Raw genomic sequence first — 16,703 nt, forward strand, 5'->3', positions numbered from 1 at the left:
GCCGATGACATCGCGACGCAGTACCGCGAGCCCAGCCGAGCAAGAGGCGGCCATCCTCAAAGCGGCCGCCGAAGAAGTCGGACTGGTCGGGGTGGGCCGCGCCAGCCTTGATGTCATCGCCCGCCAGGCGGGGGTCAGCCGCAGCACCTTGTACCGGCGCTTCCCGACGCGCGACGCACTGATCACCGAGCTCGGACGCCGGGCCTTCGACAATGCGATGGTTCAGCTGCGCACCGTCGCGGTCGACTCAGGGCCGAAGAACGCGGCGGTTGCGGCGTTTCGCGCCGGGTTGCGGCTACTGACCACCGATCCGGTGGTGCGGAAGCTGCTGCGGCTGGACGCCGGTGTGCCGACGATGGCCGGGATGTACCAGGAGGCCGAAGCATTCCTGGACAGCGCGTCGAGCGCGATGGCCAAGGCGCTACGTGCCGCGGGGGCCACCATGCCCGACGCCGACTTGGTGGCTGCCGCCGAACTGCATGTGCGCCTGGCCGCTTCGATCGCCCAGGTGTCGACGTCGGTGCTCGACCCGGCTGACGAGCAGGCGGTCAGCGCCTACGCGAAGAAGTATCTGGCGCCGCTGGTCTGGTAGCCGCTGGGGCGGAACCGAGCCGGAGAACCACGACGGCCGACGCCAGCGAGAAGGCCCCGACCACCCAGAGCGCGGCCTTACCGTCGCCGGTCAGATCGGTCAGCCAACCCGTCACGTACGGACCGCCGAAGCCGCTGACGTTGCCCAGCGAGTTGATCAACGCGATGCCACCGGCCGCCGCGGTCCCGGTGAGGAACGTCGAGGGCAGCGCCCAGAAAACCGGCATGGCGCACATGATCGAGCACGTCGTCACCGTGATCGCGACCATCGCCAGATACGGGTTGGCCATATACAGCGCCGCCGGAATGCTGATCCCGCCGGCGATCGCGGGGATCGCCACATGCCAGACGCGCTCGCCCGTCCTGTCGGCGTGGCGAGCCCAAGGCACCATCACGATCGCCGCGATGGCGTAGGGAACAGCGGTCACCAGGCCCCGCCCGATGATGCTCAGGTGGCTGCCGTACTGCTGCTGAAATCCCGAGACGATGGTCGGCAGGAAGAACCCAACGGCGTACAGCCCGTAGACGATCCCGAAGTAGACGAACGCCAGGGCCAGGATCCTCGGGTGGCTGAGCGCCTTGCGCAGCGGCCAGTGCTGACCGGCCTCGGCCGCCGCGCGCTCATCGGCCAACGTGGTTTCCAGCCACTGGCGTTCTTCGGCGTCGAGCCAGCCGGCCGCGGCCGGGCGATCGGTCAGGTAGAACCAGCAGGCGAACGCCAAGGCAATGGCCGGCAACCCTTCGACGAGGAACATGAACCGCCACCCGGCCAGGCCGAAAACACCATGGCCCCAGTCGATGACGAGTGCGGACAAGGTGGCGCCGATGGCCGTGGACACCGGCACCGACACCATGAACAGCGAGATCGCCCGGGATCGCTGCTTCTCGGGAAACCAGAACGTGAGAAAGAGGATGATGCCCGGGAAGAAGCCGGCTTCGGCCACCCCCAGCAGGAACCGCAGCGCCACGAGCGTCGCTGCGTTGGGCACGAAAGCGATTGCGGTGCTGACGATTCCCCAGGTCGCCATGATGCGGGCCAGCCAGCGTCGACCACCGAACCTGTGCAGCGCGATATTGCTGGGTATCTCCAGCAACAGGTAGCCGAAGAAGAAGATCCCCGACGCGAACCCGAACGTGGTGGCGGTCAGGCCGAGCTCGGCGTTCATCCCGTTGGGCCCGGCGAAGCCGATATTGACCCGGTCCAGGTAGTTGACGACGAACAGCAGCGCCAGGAAAGGGATCAGCCGACGAGAGACTTTCGCCAGCGTCGCCCGGCCCAGTCGCGCCCCAGCGGGATCAGGGTTCATCCGCGGCCTGGCGGATCAGTCCTTTACCTTGGCCATCGCCAACACGTCGAGGCGCTTGTCCAGCTCGTCCTCCGACAGGTTCTCGCCGATCAGGCCGCGGTCGATCACGGTCTGGCGAATGGTCTTGCGCTCCTTGAGGGCCTGCTTGGCCACCGCGGCGGCCTCCTCGTAGCCGATCGCGGAGTTCAGCGGTGTCACGATCGACGGGCTGGACTCGGCCAGTTCGCGCAGGTGCTCCTCATTGGCGACCAGTCCGACGATGCAGCGCTCGGCGAACAGGCGCGAGACGTTGGACAGCAGCGTGAAGGACTCCAGCATGTTGCGGGCCATCATCGGGATGTAGACGTTGAGCTCGAAGGCGCCGTTGCCGCCGCCCCAGGCGATCGCCGCGTCGTTACCGATCACCTGCGCGGCCACCTGGGTGACCGCCTCGGGCAGAACGGGATTCACCTTGCCCGGCATGATCGAGCTGCCCGGCTGCAGATCGGGCAGCTGAATCTCGGCCAGGCCGGTCAGCGGACCCGATCCCATCCAGCGGATGTCGTTGGCGATCTTGGTCAGCGACACCGCGATGGTGCGCAGCGCACCCGAGGCCTCGACCAGGCCGTCGCGCGCCGCCTGGGCCTCGAACGAGTTGGCCGCGGTACGCAGCTCGGTGATGCCGGTCTCGGCGACCAGCACCTCGACCACCTTGGCGCCGAAGCCGTCCGGGGCGTTCAGGCCGGTGCCGACGGCGGTGCCGCCGATCGCCAGCTCACCGAGGCGGGGCAGGGTGGCCTGCACCCGCTCGATACCGGCGGCGATCTGGCGGGCGTAGCCGGAGAATTCCTGACCCAGGGTGACCGGGACGGCGTCCATCAGGTGGGTGCGGCCCGACTTCACCACGGTGCGCCACTCGACGGCCTTGGCGGCCAGCGCGTCGTGCAGCACCTGCAGCGACGGGATCAGGTGGCGCACTGCGGCTTCGGTGGCCGCGATGTGGGTGGCGGTCGGGAAGGTGTCATTGGACGACTGCGACATGTTCACGTCGTCGTTGGGGTGCACCGTGACGCCGTTCGCTGAGGCGATCGAGGCGATCACCTCGTTGGTGTTCATGTTCGAGCTGGTGCCCGAGCCGGTCTGGAACACGTCGATGGGGAACTGGTCGTCGTGCTTGCCGTCGGCGATCTCGGCGGCGGCGGCCTTGATGGCGGCGGCCTTCTCCGGGGTCAGCAGACCCAGGTCGGCGTTCACCTGCGCACACGCGCTCTTGAGCAGACCGAGCGCCCGGATCTGGGTGCGCTCCAGGCCCCGCCCGGAGATCGGGAAGTTCTCCACCGCACGCTGGGTCTGGGCGCGCCACAGCGCGGTCACCGGCACCCGGACCTCGCCCATGGTGTCGTGTTCGATGCGGTATTCGATCTCGCTCATAGCTTTTCCGGTCCTCGCTTGACGGTCAGGGCAGGGGATAGGCGGCGTGGGAGTCGCCGGTGAAGTCGACGGCCGAGTACTCGTTGAGCTTCGACAGCCGGTGATAGGCCTCGATCATCCGGACGGTGCCGGACTTCGAGCGCATCACGATCGATTGGGTGGTGCAGCCGCCGGGGTAGTAGCGAACCCCCTTGAGCAGGTCGCCGTCGGTGACGCCGGTGGCGCAGAAGAACACGTTCTCCCCGGAGACCAGGTCTTCGGTGGTCAGCACCGCGTCCAGGTCGTAGCCGGCGTCGAGGGCCTTGCGCCGCTCGGCGTCATCGGTGGGCGCAAGCTGGGCTTGGATCGCCCCGCCCATACAGCGGATCGCGGCCGCGGCGATGATCCCCTCCGGGGTTCCGCCGATCCCGGCCAGCATGTCGGTGCCCGAGTCGGGCCGGCACGCCGAAATGGCGCCGGCCACGTCGCCGTCGGTGATCAGCCGGATGCGCGCCCCGGTGGCCCGGGCGTCGGCGATCAGCTGCGCGTGCCGCGGGCGGTCCAGGATGCAGACCGTCATGTCCCGGGCGGACAGGCCCTTGACTTTGGCGACCGCGGCGATGTTGTCGGCGATCGGCTTGGTGATGTCCAGCACGTCAGCGGCCTCCGGGCCGACGGCGATCTTGTTCATGTAGAACACCGCCGACGGGTCGAACATCGCGCCGCGCTCGGCCACCGCCAGCACCGAGATGGCGTTGGGCATGCCCTTGCTCATCAGGGTGGTGCCATCGACCGGGTCGACGGCGAAGTCGCAGTCGGGGCCGTCGCCGTTGCCCACTTCCTCGCCGTTGTAGAGCATCGGCGCGTGGTCCTTCTCGCCCTCGCCGATCACCACCACGCCGCGCATCGACACCGAGTTCACCAGTTCGCGCATCGCGTCGACGGCCGCGCCGTCGCCGCCCTCCTTGTCGCCGCGGCCCACCCAGCGGCCGGATGCCATGGCACCGGCCTCGGTCACCCGCACCAGCTCCAAGGCCAGGTTGCGGTCTGGGGCTTCGCGTCGAGTTGGTCCCGTCATGCCAGTCACGGCTGTTGATTCTCCCAGAGCCGGATTCGCACTGTTGAGCTGGGATACTGGCTTCCGTGAGTAATGAGCCCCAGCCGGCGCCCAAGCCTGCCAAACCACGCATACTGCAGGACTGGCGTGACATGTTCTGGTCGATCGTGCCGCTGGTGTTGGCCTGCGTCGCGCTGGCCGGTCTGGCCGGGACGTGCGCGTTTCGGCCGGGTGGGATCACCGCCGGCCCGGTGCCGTCCTACGACGCTGCCACGGCGGTGAAGGCCGATGCGCAGACCCTGGGGTTCCCGGTCCGACTGCCGCAGCTGCCCGAGGGGTGGCAGCCCAATTCCGGCTCCCGCGGCAGCATCACCGATGGGCGCAGCGACGCTAAAGGCCAGCGGTTACGCGCGGTCACCTCGCGGGTGGGCTACGTCAGCCCGACCGGGATGTACGTCAGCCTGACGCAGAGCAACGCCGACGAGGTCCCGCTGGTCGCCTCCATCAGCCCCGGACTACACCCGACCGGCAGCGAGGACGTCGACGGCACCCGCTGGGTGGTGTACCAAGGCGACGGCGACCCGGTGTGGACCACCCGGTTGGCCGCAAAGGCCGGCGCGGCCCAGTTGGCGATCTCCGGTGCGGGCGGACCCGAGCTGTTCCGGACTGTGGCGGCGGCCGTGCAGTCACAGCCGCCGCTGCCGGCGACTCGGTAGCTAACCCTCTGCCAACAGCTCCTCGCTGGTCTCGTCGCTGGAGAACGCTGCCAGGTACACGTCGATGGTGGTGACGATGATGATCATCAGGACCGGGCCGATCACGATGCCCCAGAAGCCGAACATGGCGATGCCGGCGAAGACGGCCAGCAGCATCAGTGCGGAATTGAGCCGGGCGTCGCGCGGCACCAAGACCGGGCGCAGGAAGTTGTCGATGTTGGTCACCACGACCAGGTGGAAGAAGAACACGAACAGCCCGCCGATGACGTTGCCGAACAGTGCCATGCCGATGCCGAACGGCATGGTCACGATGCCTCCGCCGAGCGGGATGATCGACAGCGCGGTCAGCACGATCGCGAAGATGAAGAACGCCTGGTGGAATCCGCCGATGTAGATGGACGCGGCTCCGGCGACGCCTTGGCAGAACGCGATCACGAACTGTCCGCCGACGGTGCCGCGCACCATCGAGCCCATCTTGGCCAGGTACAGATCGGTCACCTCGGCGCCGAGCGGGTTGAGCCGGCGAATCAGGGTGTGCAGTTCCTCGCGGTGGGTCAGCAGCGCGAGGAACACGTACAAGAAGATGATCGCCGAGGTGACCGCGCCCACCACTCCGCCGACGGCGCCCTGCAACACGTGCAGCAGCAGCTCGCCGCCCTTCTGCGCCACGTTCACCATCGCCCCGCGCAGCGATTCCATGGTCAGCTCGACGTGCACGAACGGCACCTTGGCCAGCACGCCGTTGATGAACTTCAGCACCTTGTCGCCCAGCGCGTTGGGATCGGTCGCCTGCACCCATTCGGCCACCTCGCCGACCGTGCGAGAGATCTGCACGACGGCCAGAAAGACCGACAATCCGACCGGGACGATGACGGCGACCAGGGCCGCCAACAGGGTCCCGGTGGCCGCCAGCCCGGTAGACACCCTGCGGTTGAGCAGCCGGAACAACGGGGTGAACAGGTAGGCGCCGACCGCGGCCACCACGATCAGCACAAAGTAGGTGCGCAGGAAATAGGCGCCGAACATCAGCGCGATCACGGTGAAGACCGCCAGCGCCCGTCGTTGGGTGGGAGTGAATTCGTGATTCATGGGCGCGGGTCACTCCATTTGTCGGCGATGGCCTGCCAGGGTTCGGCGAACCGCTGGCCATTGCGGTAGTAGGGGGAGCGGGTTCGTAGTACGGGGCGGGCCAGCGGAGCGACGGCCCGCAGCAGGTAGCGCTGGGCGCCGGCTCGGGCCGCCGTCTCGGCCAACATCTCCGGCCAGGAATGGTGCTGGAAACCCAGGGCCTCCTGGGCGCGCCGCGAGTCCATCCAGTCGGTGTTGAACCAGTCCGCGTCATGGTCGGGATTGCCGGGCAGCCCGACGGGCAGGCCGTTGACCAGGCCCAATGCGGCGGCCATCGCCGGCGCGACGTCGCCCTGGATCTGGCGATGCGAGTCGTCGCCGCCGATCAGCAGGGTTTCCCCGACGACGGGCGCGGTGGTGGCCGCGACGAACGCCGCGGCGACGTCGCGCACATCGACGGTCTGCAGCCTGCCGTCGGTGGGGAGCAGCTGCTCGAAGTACAGGTTGTCGAGCTTCATGTAGGAGCCCGGGTCGACGGTGATAACCCCACCCAACCGCAGGATCACCCAGTCCAGCGGCGAGGCGCGCACCAGTTGTTCGGCCTGCAGTTTGTGGTCACCGTAAACGTCGGCGGGATTGGTCGGGGTGTCGGCGGTCAGCACGCCCGAGACGGTGTGCGGGTTGCGTGACCCGTACACCGCGATGCTGGAGGCCTGCACCAGTCGGGGCGGTTTAGTTTCGGCGCCGGCCGCTGACAACAGGTGCCCGGTGGCCTCGACGTTGACGCGGCGCGCCAGGTCGCGGCGCATGTAGATGAACGGCGGGATCACCGCCGCCAGGTGGATGATCGCGGCGGGCCGGACAGTGCCGACCAGCGCGTCGACGGCCGCCGGATCGGTCAGGTCGGCGTAGCGCACCTGCACCGACGCCGGCAGCGCGGCGACCGCCTTGCGGTTGGCCGGGATGTCGAGGTCGGTCGCGACAACGGCGCGGCCCTCGGCGGCCAACCGACGCACCACCGCCGAACCGACCAGCCCGAACGCGCCGGTGACCAGGACCGTGTCCATGAGACCCCTCGATTGGAAAGTGTTCTCGCGATTTTGCCGGGAAACTCGGCGCAGCGATCGATCTTCCGGGTAAACACCTCGCGGAATGTCGCGTCGGGAAGGACGCGGGCGGTCTGGGGCCTGGTTACTGCACGGAGTCCTAATTTCCCGATAAGCAGCTGGTCAGGGTGGATAAGTCTATTCTTTTCCGATCGGATGAATTCCGGATCGGCGGCGTAGCGATGAGCGTGACAATCGGGGCGGGATCGTGCGTTTGTCGTGGCCTTTGACCGCCCGTCCGGCGGAGATGCGGACTCTGGAGACTGCGCTCGTGGCCACGGATGTCTCCGGAATCGTTGTCCATGGCGTCTCGGGTGTGGGGAAGAGCCGGATCGCACGTGAGGCACTGTCGGCTGCCGAGTCGCGGGGCAGTGAAACACGTTGGGCGGTCGGCACATCTGCTGCGCGCGCAATTCCACTCGGCGCCTTCGCGGCGTGGATGCCGCCGGGTGTCACCGACACGGTCCAGCTGTTGCGGGGGGTGATCGAATCGCTGGTGGCCCCCCCTGCCGGCGCCACGGTTGTGGTGGGCGTCGATGACGCGCATCTGCTCGACGACCTGTCGGCCTTCGTCGTGCACCAGATCGTGCAGCGGAACCTGGCGAAAGTGATTCTCACCGTCCGCGACGGTGAGCCCATTCCCGCTGCGGTACGTGAGATTTGGACCTCTGGTCGGTTCGAACGGCTCGACCTGCAGCCGTTGTCGATCGAGGAGACCACCACGTTGCTGTCGGCGGCTATGGCGGGACCGGTGGATCCTGATGCGGTGCAGCGGCTCTGGAAGCTGACTCACGGCAACGTGTTGTATCTTCGACACATCGTCGAGCAGGAGGTCGCCGATGGCCGGATCACGCAACAGTGCGGCTATTGGCGGTGGATCGGGGATCCGATCATGCCGCTCAGCCTGGTCGAGCTCATCGAATCTCGCTTCGGAACCCTGCCCGGCCCGATCAGCGATGTGATCGACGTGCTGGCAGTCGGGGAGCCAATCGACCTGGCCGCCCTGACCCGGATCACCGACCCTGTCGCGGTCGAGGAGGCCGATACTCGCGGCCTGATCACGCTGGAGCCCAGCGTCGGAGGTGTTCTGGTACGGGTCGCGCATCCGCTCTACGGTGAAGTGCGCCGCACCCGCGCGCCGGCCACCCGGCTACGGCGGCTGCGCGGAGTGGTGGCCACTGAACTCGCCAAAGCCGAAGATCGAGACGACATTCAGGTGGTGGTGCGCCGCGCCACCCTCAGTCTCGACTCCGACCTCACCCCCGACGCCGAATTGCTGATCCGGGCGGCTCGTGGCGCCGTCTGGCTGGCGGACTTGCCCCTCGCCGAACGACTTGCCGGAGCGGCGATCCGCGGCGGTGGCGGGCCGGAGTCGAGTTTCGTTCGTGCACACGCATTGTCGTGGCTGGGCCGTGGCCGGGAGGCCGACAGTGTGCTCGCCGAGATCGCCGCCAGCGACTTGGCCGACGGCGAGCGGGCCCAGTTGGCGTTTCTGCGGGCCAGCAACATGCTCTGGGCGCTCGGTGAGCCCGCGCGGGCGAAGGAAATCATCGATGAGGCTTCGCGCACCGTGCCGCGGCAGGCGCGCAGTTACATCGATGCCTTCCTCACGGTGTACTGGTTTGCCGTGGACCGCCCGGATGCGGCGAGGCAGGCCGCCGAAGTGCTTGAGATGGAGGAGTTGCCCGCCGTTGTCGGCGCCGAGATTGCCTGGGTGCTTGCCGCCATCGCCGCGGACGCGGGGCGAACAGCCGAGGCCGTGGCCACCGCGGAGGCCGGGTATGGCGCCGCGGTCCGTTCTCTTGACGCTCCGCAGATGAGTTTCAACATCGCCGACGCACATGTCGGCGCCTTGCTGATGGCGGGACGGGTAGGCGATGCCGTCGAGGCGGCCGAGCGGGTCCGCCGGCAGGCAGCCGAGCTGCCAGGGGCGGCGGGGTCGCTCGGTGTCGCCGTGGCGGGCCTGGCGGCCCTGGGTGCGGGCCGCCTGGACGCCGCGTGCCGGCTGCTGGAGCAGGCGGAAGCAGGATTGTCCGCCAGCCATGCCATCGGTTGGGGATACCGCTATCTGGTGCCGGGCATCACCGCGTCAGCCATGCGTGGTGCAACCGATGAGGCTGCCGCTGCCCTCGCCACGCTCGACAAGCCGCCACGTCCGTTCCGCCTGCTCGATTGTGACCGGAGCCTGGCCCGGGCGTGGGTGGTCGCCGGCCAGGGCGCAGTCAGGGAGGCGATCGCCGTCGTCAGGTCGGCGGCCCAGGCCGCCGCTGCCAAAGGGCAGTTCGCGGCGGAAGTGATCTGTCTGCAGACCGCCGCTCAGTTCGGGGATCGCACCGGTGCCGCCCGGCTGCGCGAGCTCGAAGATGTCGTCGAGGGGCCGCGGGTAGGCCTGGCAGCCCGGTTCTCCGCCGCGCTACGCGACGGAGATGCCGGGGAAATGGCCGTGGTATCGCTGGACTTCGAGCGTATGGGGGACCTGGTTGCCGCGGTCGATGCTGCCGCCCAGGCAGCGATCGAGTACCGCCGCCAAGACCTGCGCGGAACAGCGTTGGTCTGCTCGACCCGCGCCGCCGCCCTGGCCGAACAATGCGGTGGCGCGAGCACCCCGGCGCTGCGCCAGGCCGCGCAGCCCTTGCCTCTCACCGATCGCGAGCAAGAGATCGTGATGTTGATCAGCGCGGGATTGTCCAACCGGGAGATTGCCGAGCGGCTGACCGTTTCCGTTCGCACTGTCGAAAGCCACATCTACCGGGCCATGTTGAAGACGGACACCAACTGCCGTGACGAACTCGCAGCCCTGCGACCCCACCGCCCGTAGGTCCGGAGACTGCAGTAGTGCACCACTGAACTACAGCCGCCCCATGCCCGTGATGATTGATATGGACGCCTCGTTACCAGGAACCAAGCGGGGAGGGTTGACATGATTGCCCCACGATCGTGCGGTCACGATTGGGCCAAAGACGGCACCTTGCTGCGCGTTGACTGCGAACGCGGTATCGGCTGGGTCGCGACGCATTATGACCTGAACCTGCAAGTCATCCAGCTGTTCAGGGGCTCCGTTGAAGAGGTGCACCGGACAGCATTGCAGTGGGCGCAGGCATAGGCGGTCAGCCTCGAATTCCTTGGGCGGTAGCGACATTGTTGAAAGGCCGGTCCCATCACGAATGCGGGTGACTTCGTCATCGCTGAAGTGGATTGCTGCGGTTCGCGCATCCGTCCGAGAAAAATCGTCGCGTGGGCGCAGGGGATGAGCTCGGTATTGCGCCAGTGCAACCGGGGGAGATTGCAGTAGTCGTCTACTGCGTACTGCGTATCGGAACAGAGTCACGATTCTCCGATCACAGTGCAGCAGAAAGAAGACCCATCATGTCCACGTTGTCTGCGGTACACGCCCATCCGTTGCACGTGCCGCACCTCAAGCACCTTCATGCGATCGAAGCCGTCGTGGCGATGTTCCACATGGGAACTCGGCCGGAACGGATCCACTATCCGCCGGACCTCAGCTCCTTTCTCGAGAATGCCGCCTTGGCGCGAGAGATGCGCCGACTGTGACGGCGCGAAGGACGATGAGGCGTACACCGACTTTGCCGGTCGCCTTACTCGCCATAAGTGCGGTGGTGGCCGGCACCAGCCTGATCGCCGTCCCCCCGGTGGCGGCATCGTCCGCCCCGCAGGCCCGGGATATCCAACTCGCCGGCGGCGGTACGGCGTTGGTGTATGACGGCAGCGGTGGCCCGATGCTGCCGCCCCCGCAGTTTCTCGATGCGATCAACACGCTGTATCTGCAGCCGGGCGGCTTCACCGGCACGATGCAGGCCGCGCTGCTGCCCAACGAGCTCTATCCGATCACCGGTGTCAAGAGCATGGGATTCGGGGCGTCGGTGAGCCACGGACAACCGATCATGCTCTCCGACATCCAAAACCAGATCGCTGCCGGCGGGGTGACATCGGAGAATCCCCTCGTGGTTTTCGGCTACTCGCAGAGCGCCGCGGTGGCCTCGCAGATCATGCCGCAACTCCGCGACGCGGGTGTCCCCAGCGACCTGGTGCACTTCGTGCTGGTGGGCGATGTCAACAACCCCAACGGCGGCCTGTTGAACACCTTCGATTTTCCGGCCGGCAACAACTGGGCCTTCACCGCCGCGAACTTCCCGTTCAGCCCCCCGACCCCGTCGGATCTGTATCCGACCGACATCTACAGTCTCGAATACGACGCCAGCGCCGACTTTCCGCATTACCCGCTCAATCTGTTGTCGGTCCTCAACGCCCTGATAGGAAACTTCACCCAGCACTTCATCTATGCGAACCTCACCCCGGAGCAGGCCGAAAGTGCGATTCTGCTGCCGGGATCCGAGGCGCTGTCCGGCGAAGGCCTCACCGACTACTACATGATTCCGAGCGCGAGCCTGCCGTTGCTGATGCCGCTGCTGTTCCTCCCCGGGATCGGCCAGCCCCTGTATGACCTGCTGGAGCCCGTCACTCGGATCCTGGTGAACCTGGGCTACGGCAGCATCGACGAAGGATGGAATCAGGGGCCGGCGAATGTCCCCACGACGTTCGGGTTGTTCCCGCAGATCGACCTGGGCCAGCTTTCTACGGCACTGGGTAATGGCTTGCAGCAGGGAATCACCGACGCCCTCAACGCCATTGCGAATCCGGTCAGCTACGAAGAGCAGATCGCGCCATGGCTGCCGTTCGCGGACTCCATCTACACCCACGGATTCGCTCCGGAGAACCCGACGTTTGACGATGTGATGGAGGGGCTCCTCACGCTCGCCGGCTTCCCGGTTTCCGACGTGACGCTCAATTCACCGGTGGCCGACATCATCACCATGATCAACAGCACGCTGGCCTACGACTACTCGGCGCTGCTGCCCGCAGCCGACGCGGTCGGTGCGCTGTTCACCAGCCTCCCCGCATACGCCGCTAACATCTTTGTCGACCAGCTGCTGGCCGGTGACCTTCTTGACGCGATCGGGCTTCCACTGGCGGCGTATTCAGGTCTGGTCCCGTTCGATCTGCTGCTCGGGGCTCCACCGGCACTGTTCGCGGCCATCGGCACCCTGGACAACTTCATGGAGCTGTTCTCCTAAGCGCCCTCGCCCAGTCGGTATGGAGTTCGAAGCCGAGCGATTCCGCCAGGGCGCGATAGCGATTCACCGCTTCGGCGCCGGCCACGACGTCACCGCGTGCACGGCACAGCAGTGCAGTCAGCCGCAGCAGGGCGATCTCGCACATCGCCGAGCTTTGACCCGCCGGGAGGCTCGCCAACCAGTGAAGTGCCTCGTCGGCTTCGGTCAGGTCGCCCTCGGCGCCGCGCTCCAGCAGTGTCTCCACCAGGACGCCGGTGCCCCACACGCCGTAGAAGACATTGCCGGCGTTACGCAAGTCGTCGACCGCTTCGCGCATCGCCGTGATGGCGGCGTCGCAGTCACCGCTGCGGGCGGTCTCCCGGGCGGCCCACACGTCGGTCACCGGGATGAGGAAGAGGGCGCGCTTGCGCAGCCAGATGTCGCGGCTCTGCAGGATCAATTCCAGCCCCCGATGACGATCGGTGGCGTTGTCCCGATTGATCAGCACGACTCCGAGCGCATAGCCGGCCAGCCCGAGTGCGCGATCGCTGCTGGCCCGTTGGGCGGACTGCACCGCCTCCTCGCACGCGCGTTGCGCGGCGGCGCTGGGGCGAAGCACCCCGTACTGCAACGCGAAACCGTAGGTCCAGGCGACGGTGCTGCCCAGGGTTTCCGCGTTGCTGCGCAGGGCCATCGCAACGGCATCGTGGAGGTCTTGGAGCCATCCGGCACGGCCGAGCCACCACCGGGCACTGCCACGCCATGCCAGTGCGATCGCGAGAGGTGATCCCACACCGAAGTTGGCGCCCTTGGCGGGGTCGCCCTCGGCCAGGTCGACGATGGTCTGCGACCACCGCAAGATCTCGCCGAATTCACCGACACAGAGCCAGTTGACGAACGCCATGAACGCCAAGCCCATGGTCGGGGAGCGATCGCCGATCGACTCGAACAGTGCCATCTGCTGGGATGCCAGCTGCGCGCCCTCATGTGAGCGGCCCGCGTAGAGCAGCTCGGTGGCCAGCGCGGTCATCCCGATGGCCAGCGACACCTGGTCGCCGGCCGCGTCGCACAACTCCTGCAGTTCCTCGAAGCGACTGCGGCTTTCCTGGACTTCTCGGGCTTGCCAGTCGGTGGCGCACAACATGGTTCGCGGGGCGATGCGCATCGACAAATATTCTGGGTCCGCTGTCGGTAGCGCGTCGGCGATCCGGCGGGCTCGTTCCCAGCTGCCCCGGGCCGCGACCAGATCGCGGTTGGTGGACCATGCCCCGGCGCGCATGTGCCAGGCATACGCCGCGCGCAGTTCACCCGCAGCCTGCAGATGTTCGGCTATCAGCGCAGCGTTGTCCTCCAGCGAGCCGGGAGCCCGTTCTTGGATCGCGGCGGCCAGCTTTCGGTGCCAGTGAGCGCGATCGGACTTGAGCTGCGATTCGTAGACCACCGTGCGGATCAACGGATGCCGAAAGGCGTACTCGGCACTCGCGGTGAGATCAACCTCATCGATCAGCTCCGCCTCGAGCAACTCGTCGAACACCGCATCGACGCCCAGTGCGGGCAGCAGCTCCGCGCCGAAGCGGGCCCCGATCACCGAGGCTGCGTTCAATGTTCGTTTGGCCCCGCTGCTGAGCTGGTCGGTGCGCGCCTCGATGGCCGCCTGCACCGTCGGCGGCACCGTGACGTCCGCGGCCCGCGTCCGGCAGACGTAGCCACCGTGTTCGCCGGCCAGCGCCCCGCGCTGGGCCAACTCGCGCACCATCTCCTCGGCGAAGAACGGATTTCCGGCGGCTCGCCCGGCGATGATCGCGGCCAGCTCGCCGACCGACGGATCCGATCCCAACAGCTCGCCGGTCAGTGCCGTGATGTCCGAATCATCCAGCGGGGCAAGGACTATTTTCTGTGCATCGGGTAGATGTGTCAGTGCGCCGCGGTAGTCGGGGCGGTAGGTGATCAGCACCATCGAGGGGGTGCGGGGGAGCACCGCCAAGAAGTCGGCGATCAGAGAATCGCTGACGGCATCGATCCAGTGCGCATCCTCGATGATGAACAGAGTTGGTTCGGTGCGGGCCAACGACGCCGAGTTGATCAGAGCTGTCAGCCGGCCGCGGCGGGTATCGGCGTCGATCTGGGGCGGTGTCACATCAGGGTCGGCGATACCCAGCAGATCATCGAGCAGCAGCAGATCCTGCGCGTCGCCGTGCCCAAAGCGGTCGCGGACCCGTGCGCGGGCGTCCTCGTCCCGCCGGTCATCCACGCCGATGCTCGCCCGCAGCAGCCTCGACACGGCCTGGAACGGGATGTCACCGGCATGCGACTCGCAGAATGCCCACACCACCTTCACGCCGCGACCTGCCGCGGCCGCCGCGACCTCCCGGGCCATCCGGCTCTTCCCGATGCCCGGCGCCCCCACCACACTGGCCACAGCGCCGTGACCGTGGACTGCGCGGTCCACCATCGCCGCTACGGTGGCCAGCTCCCCGCGCCGGCCGATCAGGCTGGACTCCGCCCGCCGGACCGCGCGATGCCGCTTGGCCATGCCCAACAGGCGGCGGGCGGGCACCGGTTCCGAGGCGCCCTTGATCCGAACCCACTCGACATCACCCAGTGCCGCCGTGCCCTCGACCAGCCCGGCTGTCGACGTGCTCAGCATGATCGCGCCCGGCGGCGCGACCGACTCCATCCGCTGGGCCATGCCGACCTGCTCACCCACCGCGGCGTAGCCGAACTGTCCCGAGCCGATCCCGCCCGCGATCACCTCACCGGAGTTCAACCCGACTCGCAGCCGCAGCTCGATGCCGTCGCGCTCGGCGACCTCGACGGCAAGCCGCTTCGACTCCTCCTGAATATCCAACGCCGCCAGGCAGGCCCGCACGGCATGGTCTTCCACGGCGACCGGGGCGCCGAACACCGCCATGATCCCGTCGCCCGTCCACTGTGCGACCGTGCTGCCGTAGCGCTGTACCACCGCCGCGCAGCGGTCGGCGAGGTCGGCCATGATCTCGCGCAACCGCTCGGAACCCACCGCCGCGGCGATGTCCATCCAGTGCACCACGTCGGCGAACAGCACCGTCACCTGCTTGTATTCAGCCGGTATCGGTGCGGCCAGAACCGCCGCTCCGCACTCATTGCAGAACTTGAAGGTCGCGGGCAGCCCAGTGCCGCATGAACTGCACACCAAAGCTGGCAGTTCCGACAGCGGCCCAACGCCGTTCACGTCGTTATCGTGTCACCGCGGACCCATAGCTGGATACCGCGTTCGCCGAGAAACTTCCCGGCGCTGAGCTGGGGCTACTCCGGGTGCGGCTCGGCGACCACGGTCGCCAGGTGCGGATTCGCCTCGGCCTTGACTACCTCGAAAAGCTTCTTGTAGTAGGGCATGCAGTCGGCCATGGCCTGCTCGGTGGTGAACAACGGCTGGTAGCCGAGGTCGCGGCCGGCCTTGGCGATCGAGAAGTAGTTGTTGAGGTAAAGCCGTTCCACCGCACCGGGTTCCAACATCGGCTCGGGCAGGCCGAACCGGAAGTGCAGCCACTGCCAGGCGAACATCGCGTCGCGCACCATCCGGCCGGAGACCCGGATCCGGGGCCAGCGCTCTCCGCACGCCTCCATGACCGGTCGAGCGAACTCGAACATGTTGATCGGTTCACCGTCGTTGATGAAGTAGGCCTGGCCGGGTGCCGATCCGCCGGGGACCAGGTGCTCGGCGGCCAGGATGAAGCCGTGAATCAGGTTGTGCACGTAGGAGTTGTCGAGTTTGGCGCGCTTGCTGCCGACCAACACCTTGACGTGCCCGGCGACCACGCTTTCGAACAGCTTGCGGAACATGGTCTGGTCGCCGTCGCCCCAGATGCCCGACGGCCGGATCGCACAGGTCAGCATGCCCTCGACACCGTTCTCGCCGAGCACGAACTTCTCGGCGACCGCCTTGGTCTCGGTGTAGAGGTCGTTGAACTTGGTGGTGTAGGCCATGGTTTCGTCTCCGCCGGAGATGGCCTTGCCGCCCATCACGACGCTGTTGGAGGCGGTGTAGACGAACCGCTTCACCCCGGCCCGCTGTCCGGCCTGCACCAGGTTCTTGGTGCCGTCCACGTTGACGGCGAAGCTGCGCCGGCGGATCTCGTCGGTGACCTTCGCGCCGCCCTGCAGATCGATGATCGCGGCGGTGTGGAACACGGTGTCGATGTCGGTGACCGCCGCGGCCACCGTCTGCGCGTCGCAGATGTCGCCTTCGAGCTTCTGCAAGTTGGGGTGGTCGGGCAGGCTCGACGGTGCGCGGTCGAAAGAGCGCACCTGGTAGCCGCGTTCCAACAGGGTCTTGACGAAATTGGTCCCGACGAAGCCGGAGCCGCCGGTGACCAGTACCCGGCCCAGTTCAGTAGTCAGTGAAGGATCACCCATCG

General features: G+C 67.3%; 12 protein-coding genes. 5 read left to right on the forward strand and 7 right to left on the reverse strand.

What is annotated here, in order from left to right; all coding sequences use genetic code 11:
• Nucleotides 1-4 precede the first annotated feature (4 nt).
• Nucleotides 5-592 (forward strand): TetR/AcrR family transcriptional regulator, encoded by a 588-nt coding sequence (locus ACKY0W_RS05555; RefSeq protein WP_409436720.1) that lies wholly within the window; start codon nucleotides 5-7, stop codon nucleotides 590-592.
• Here ACKY0W_RS05555 and ACKY0W_RS05560 read toward each other — a convergent pair.
• The 3 genes from ACKY0W_RS05560 to glpX are packed head-to-tail and all read right to left on the reverse strand — an operon-like array spanning nucleotide 549 to nucleotide 4,365.
• Nucleotides 549-1,898: an MFS transporter gene (locus ACKY0W_RS05560; RefSeq protein WP_409436721.1), complete on the reverse strand. Its 1,350-nt coding sequence runs from the start codon at nucleotides 1,896-1,898 to the stop codon at nucleotides 549-551. The genes ACKY0W_RS05555 and ACKY0W_RS05560 overlap by 44 nt on opposite strands.
• 15 nt (nucleotides 1,899-1,913) lie before the next feature.
• Nucleotides 1,914-3,308: a class II fumarate hydratase gene (locus tag ACKY0W_RS05565; protein WP_409436722.1), complete on the reverse strand. Its 1,395-nt coding sequence runs from the start codon at nucleotides 3,306-3,308 to the stop codon at nucleotides 1,914-1,916.
• A 25-nt stretch (nucleotides 3,309-3,333) separates the two neighbouring features.
• Complete coding sequence (glpX, locus tag ACKY0W_RS05570; protein WP_409436723.1) at nucleotides 3,334-4,365, reverse strand: class II fructose-bisphosphatase; 1,032 nt, start codon at nucleotides 4,363-4,365, stop codon at nucleotides 3,334-3,336.
• A 65-nt stretch (nucleotides 4,366-4,430) separates the two neighbouring features.
• Between glpX and ACKY0W_RS05575 the strand changes: the two genes are divergently transcribed.
• Nucleotides 4,431-5,060 carry a DUF4245 domain-containing protein gene (locus ACKY0W_RS05575; protein WP_409436724.1) on the forward strand — a complete coding sequence of 210 codons (630 nt, stop codon included), beginning with the start codon at nucleotides 4,431-4,433 and terminating at the stop codon, nucleotides 5,058-5,060.
• Here the strand turns inward: ACKY0W_RS05575 and ACKY0W_RS05580 are convergent, their stop codons facing one another.
• Together ACKY0W_RS05580 and ACKY0W_RS05585 are read right to left on the reverse strand one after the other, a co-directional pair.
• The gene (locus tag ACKY0W_RS05580) at nucleotides 5,061-6,149 is read right to left on the reverse strand and encodes an AI-2E family transporter (protein ID WP_409436725.1); all 1,089 of its coding nucleotides are present in this window, start codon (nucleotides 6,147-6,149) and stop codon (nucleotides 5,061-5,063) included.
• A complete protein-coding gene (locus ACKY0W_RS05585) occupies nucleotides 6,146-7,195 on the reverse strand; it encodes an NAD-dependent epimerase/dehydratase family protein (RefSeq protein WP_409436726.1) in 1,050 nt (349 codons plus the stop codon). Before ACKY0W_RS05585 ends, ACKY0W_RS05580 begins: the two co-directional genes overlap by 4 nt.
• A 286-nt stretch (nucleotides 7,196-7,481) precedes the next feature.
• Here ACKY0W_RS05585 and ACKY0W_RS05590 point away from each other — a divergent pair, with 286 nt between their 5' ends.
• The 3 genes from ACKY0W_RS05590 to ACKY0W_RS05600 all read left to right on the forward strand — a co-directional run bounded on the left by ACKY0W_RS05590 (nucleotide 7,482) and on the right by ACKY0W_RS05600 (nucleotide 12,327).
• Nucleotides 7,482-10,052 (forward strand): LuxR C-terminal-related transcriptional regulator, encoded by a 2,571-nt coding sequence (locus tag ACKY0W_RS05590; protein ID WP_409436727.1) that lies wholly within the window; start codon nucleotides 7,482-7,484, stop codon nucleotides 10,050-10,052.
• 548 nt (nucleotides 10,053-10,600) lie between these two features.
• Entirely contained in the window at nucleotides 10,601-10,786 is a 186-nt protein-coding gene (locus tag ACKY0W_RS05595; RefSeq protein WP_409436728.1) for a hypothetical protein, read from the forward strand.
• 65 nt (nucleotides 10,787-10,851) lie between these two features.
• A complete protein-coding gene (locus ACKY0W_RS05600; RefSeq protein ID WP_409436729.1) occupies nucleotides 10,852-12,327 on the forward strand; it encodes a PE-PPE domain-containing protein in 1,476 nt (491 codons plus the stop codon).
• On the opposite strand, the gene ACKY0W_RS05605 is transcribed toward ACKY0W_RS05600, so the two are convergent.
• Nucleotides 12,308-15,517: an adenylate/guanylate cyclase domain-containing protein gene (locus ACKY0W_RS05605; RefSeq protein ID WP_409436730.1), complete on the reverse strand. Its 3,210-nt coding sequence runs from the start codon at nucleotides 15,515-15,517 to the stop codon at nucleotides 12,308-12,310. The two genes, ACKY0W_RS05600 and ACKY0W_RS05605, sit on opposite strands and share 20 nt — an antisense overlap.
• Before the next feature lie 74 nt (nucleotides 15,518-15,591).
• The gene (locus tag ACKY0W_RS05610) at nucleotides 15,592-16,701 is read right to left on the reverse strand and encodes an NAD-dependent epimerase/dehydratase family protein (RefSeq protein ID WP_409436731.1); all 1,110 of its coding nucleotides are present in this window, start codon (nucleotides 16,699-16,701) and stop codon (nucleotides 15,592-15,594) included.
• Nucleotides 16,702-16,703 lie beyond the last annotated feature (2 nt).

It is taken from the genome of Mycobacterium sp. SMC-14, assembly GCF_046250075.1.
Lineage (GTDB): Bacteria > Actinomycetota > Actinomycetes > Mycobacteriales > Mycobacteriaceae > Mycobacterium.

Bases quoted from the DNA above. Each gene is read 5' to 3' on its own strand.
- ACKY0W_RS05555 (WP_409436720.1), top strand. From the start codon at position 5: ATGACATCGCGACGCAGTACCGCGAGCCCAGCCGAGCAAGAGGCGGCC.
- ACKY0W_RS05560 (WP_409436721.1), bottom strand. From the start codon at position 1,898: ATGAACCCTGATCCCGCTGGGGCGCGACTGGGCCGGGCGACGCTGGCG.
- ACKY0W_RS05565 (WP_409436722.1), bottom strand. From the start codon at position 3,308: ATGAGCGAGATCGAATACCGCATCGAACACGACACCATGGGCGAGGTC.
- glpX (WP_409436723.1), bottom strand. From the start codon at position 4,365: ATGACGGGACCAACTCGACGCGAAGCCCCAGACCGCAACCTGGCCTTG.
- ACKY0W_RS05580 (WP_409436725.1), bottom strand. From the start codon at position 6,149: ATGAATCACGAATTCACTCCCACCCAACGACGGGCGCTGGCGGTCTTC.
- ACKY0W_RS05585 (WP_409436726.1), bottom strand. From the start codon at position 7,195: ATGGACACGGTCCTGGTCACCGGCGCGTTCGGGCTGGTCGGTTCGGCG.
- ACKY0W_RS05590 (WP_409436727.1), top strand. From the start codon at position 7,482: ATGCGGACTCTGGAGACTGCGCTCGTGGCCACGGATGTCTCCGGAATC.
- ACKY0W_RS05595 (WP_409436728.1), top strand. From the start codon at position 10,601: ATGTCCACGTTGTCTGCGGTACACGCCCATCCGTTGCACGTGCCGCAC.
- ACKY0W_RS05610 (WP_409436731.1), bottom strand. From the start codon at position 16,701: ATGGGTGATCCTTCACTGACTACTGAACTGGGCCGGGTACTGGTCACC.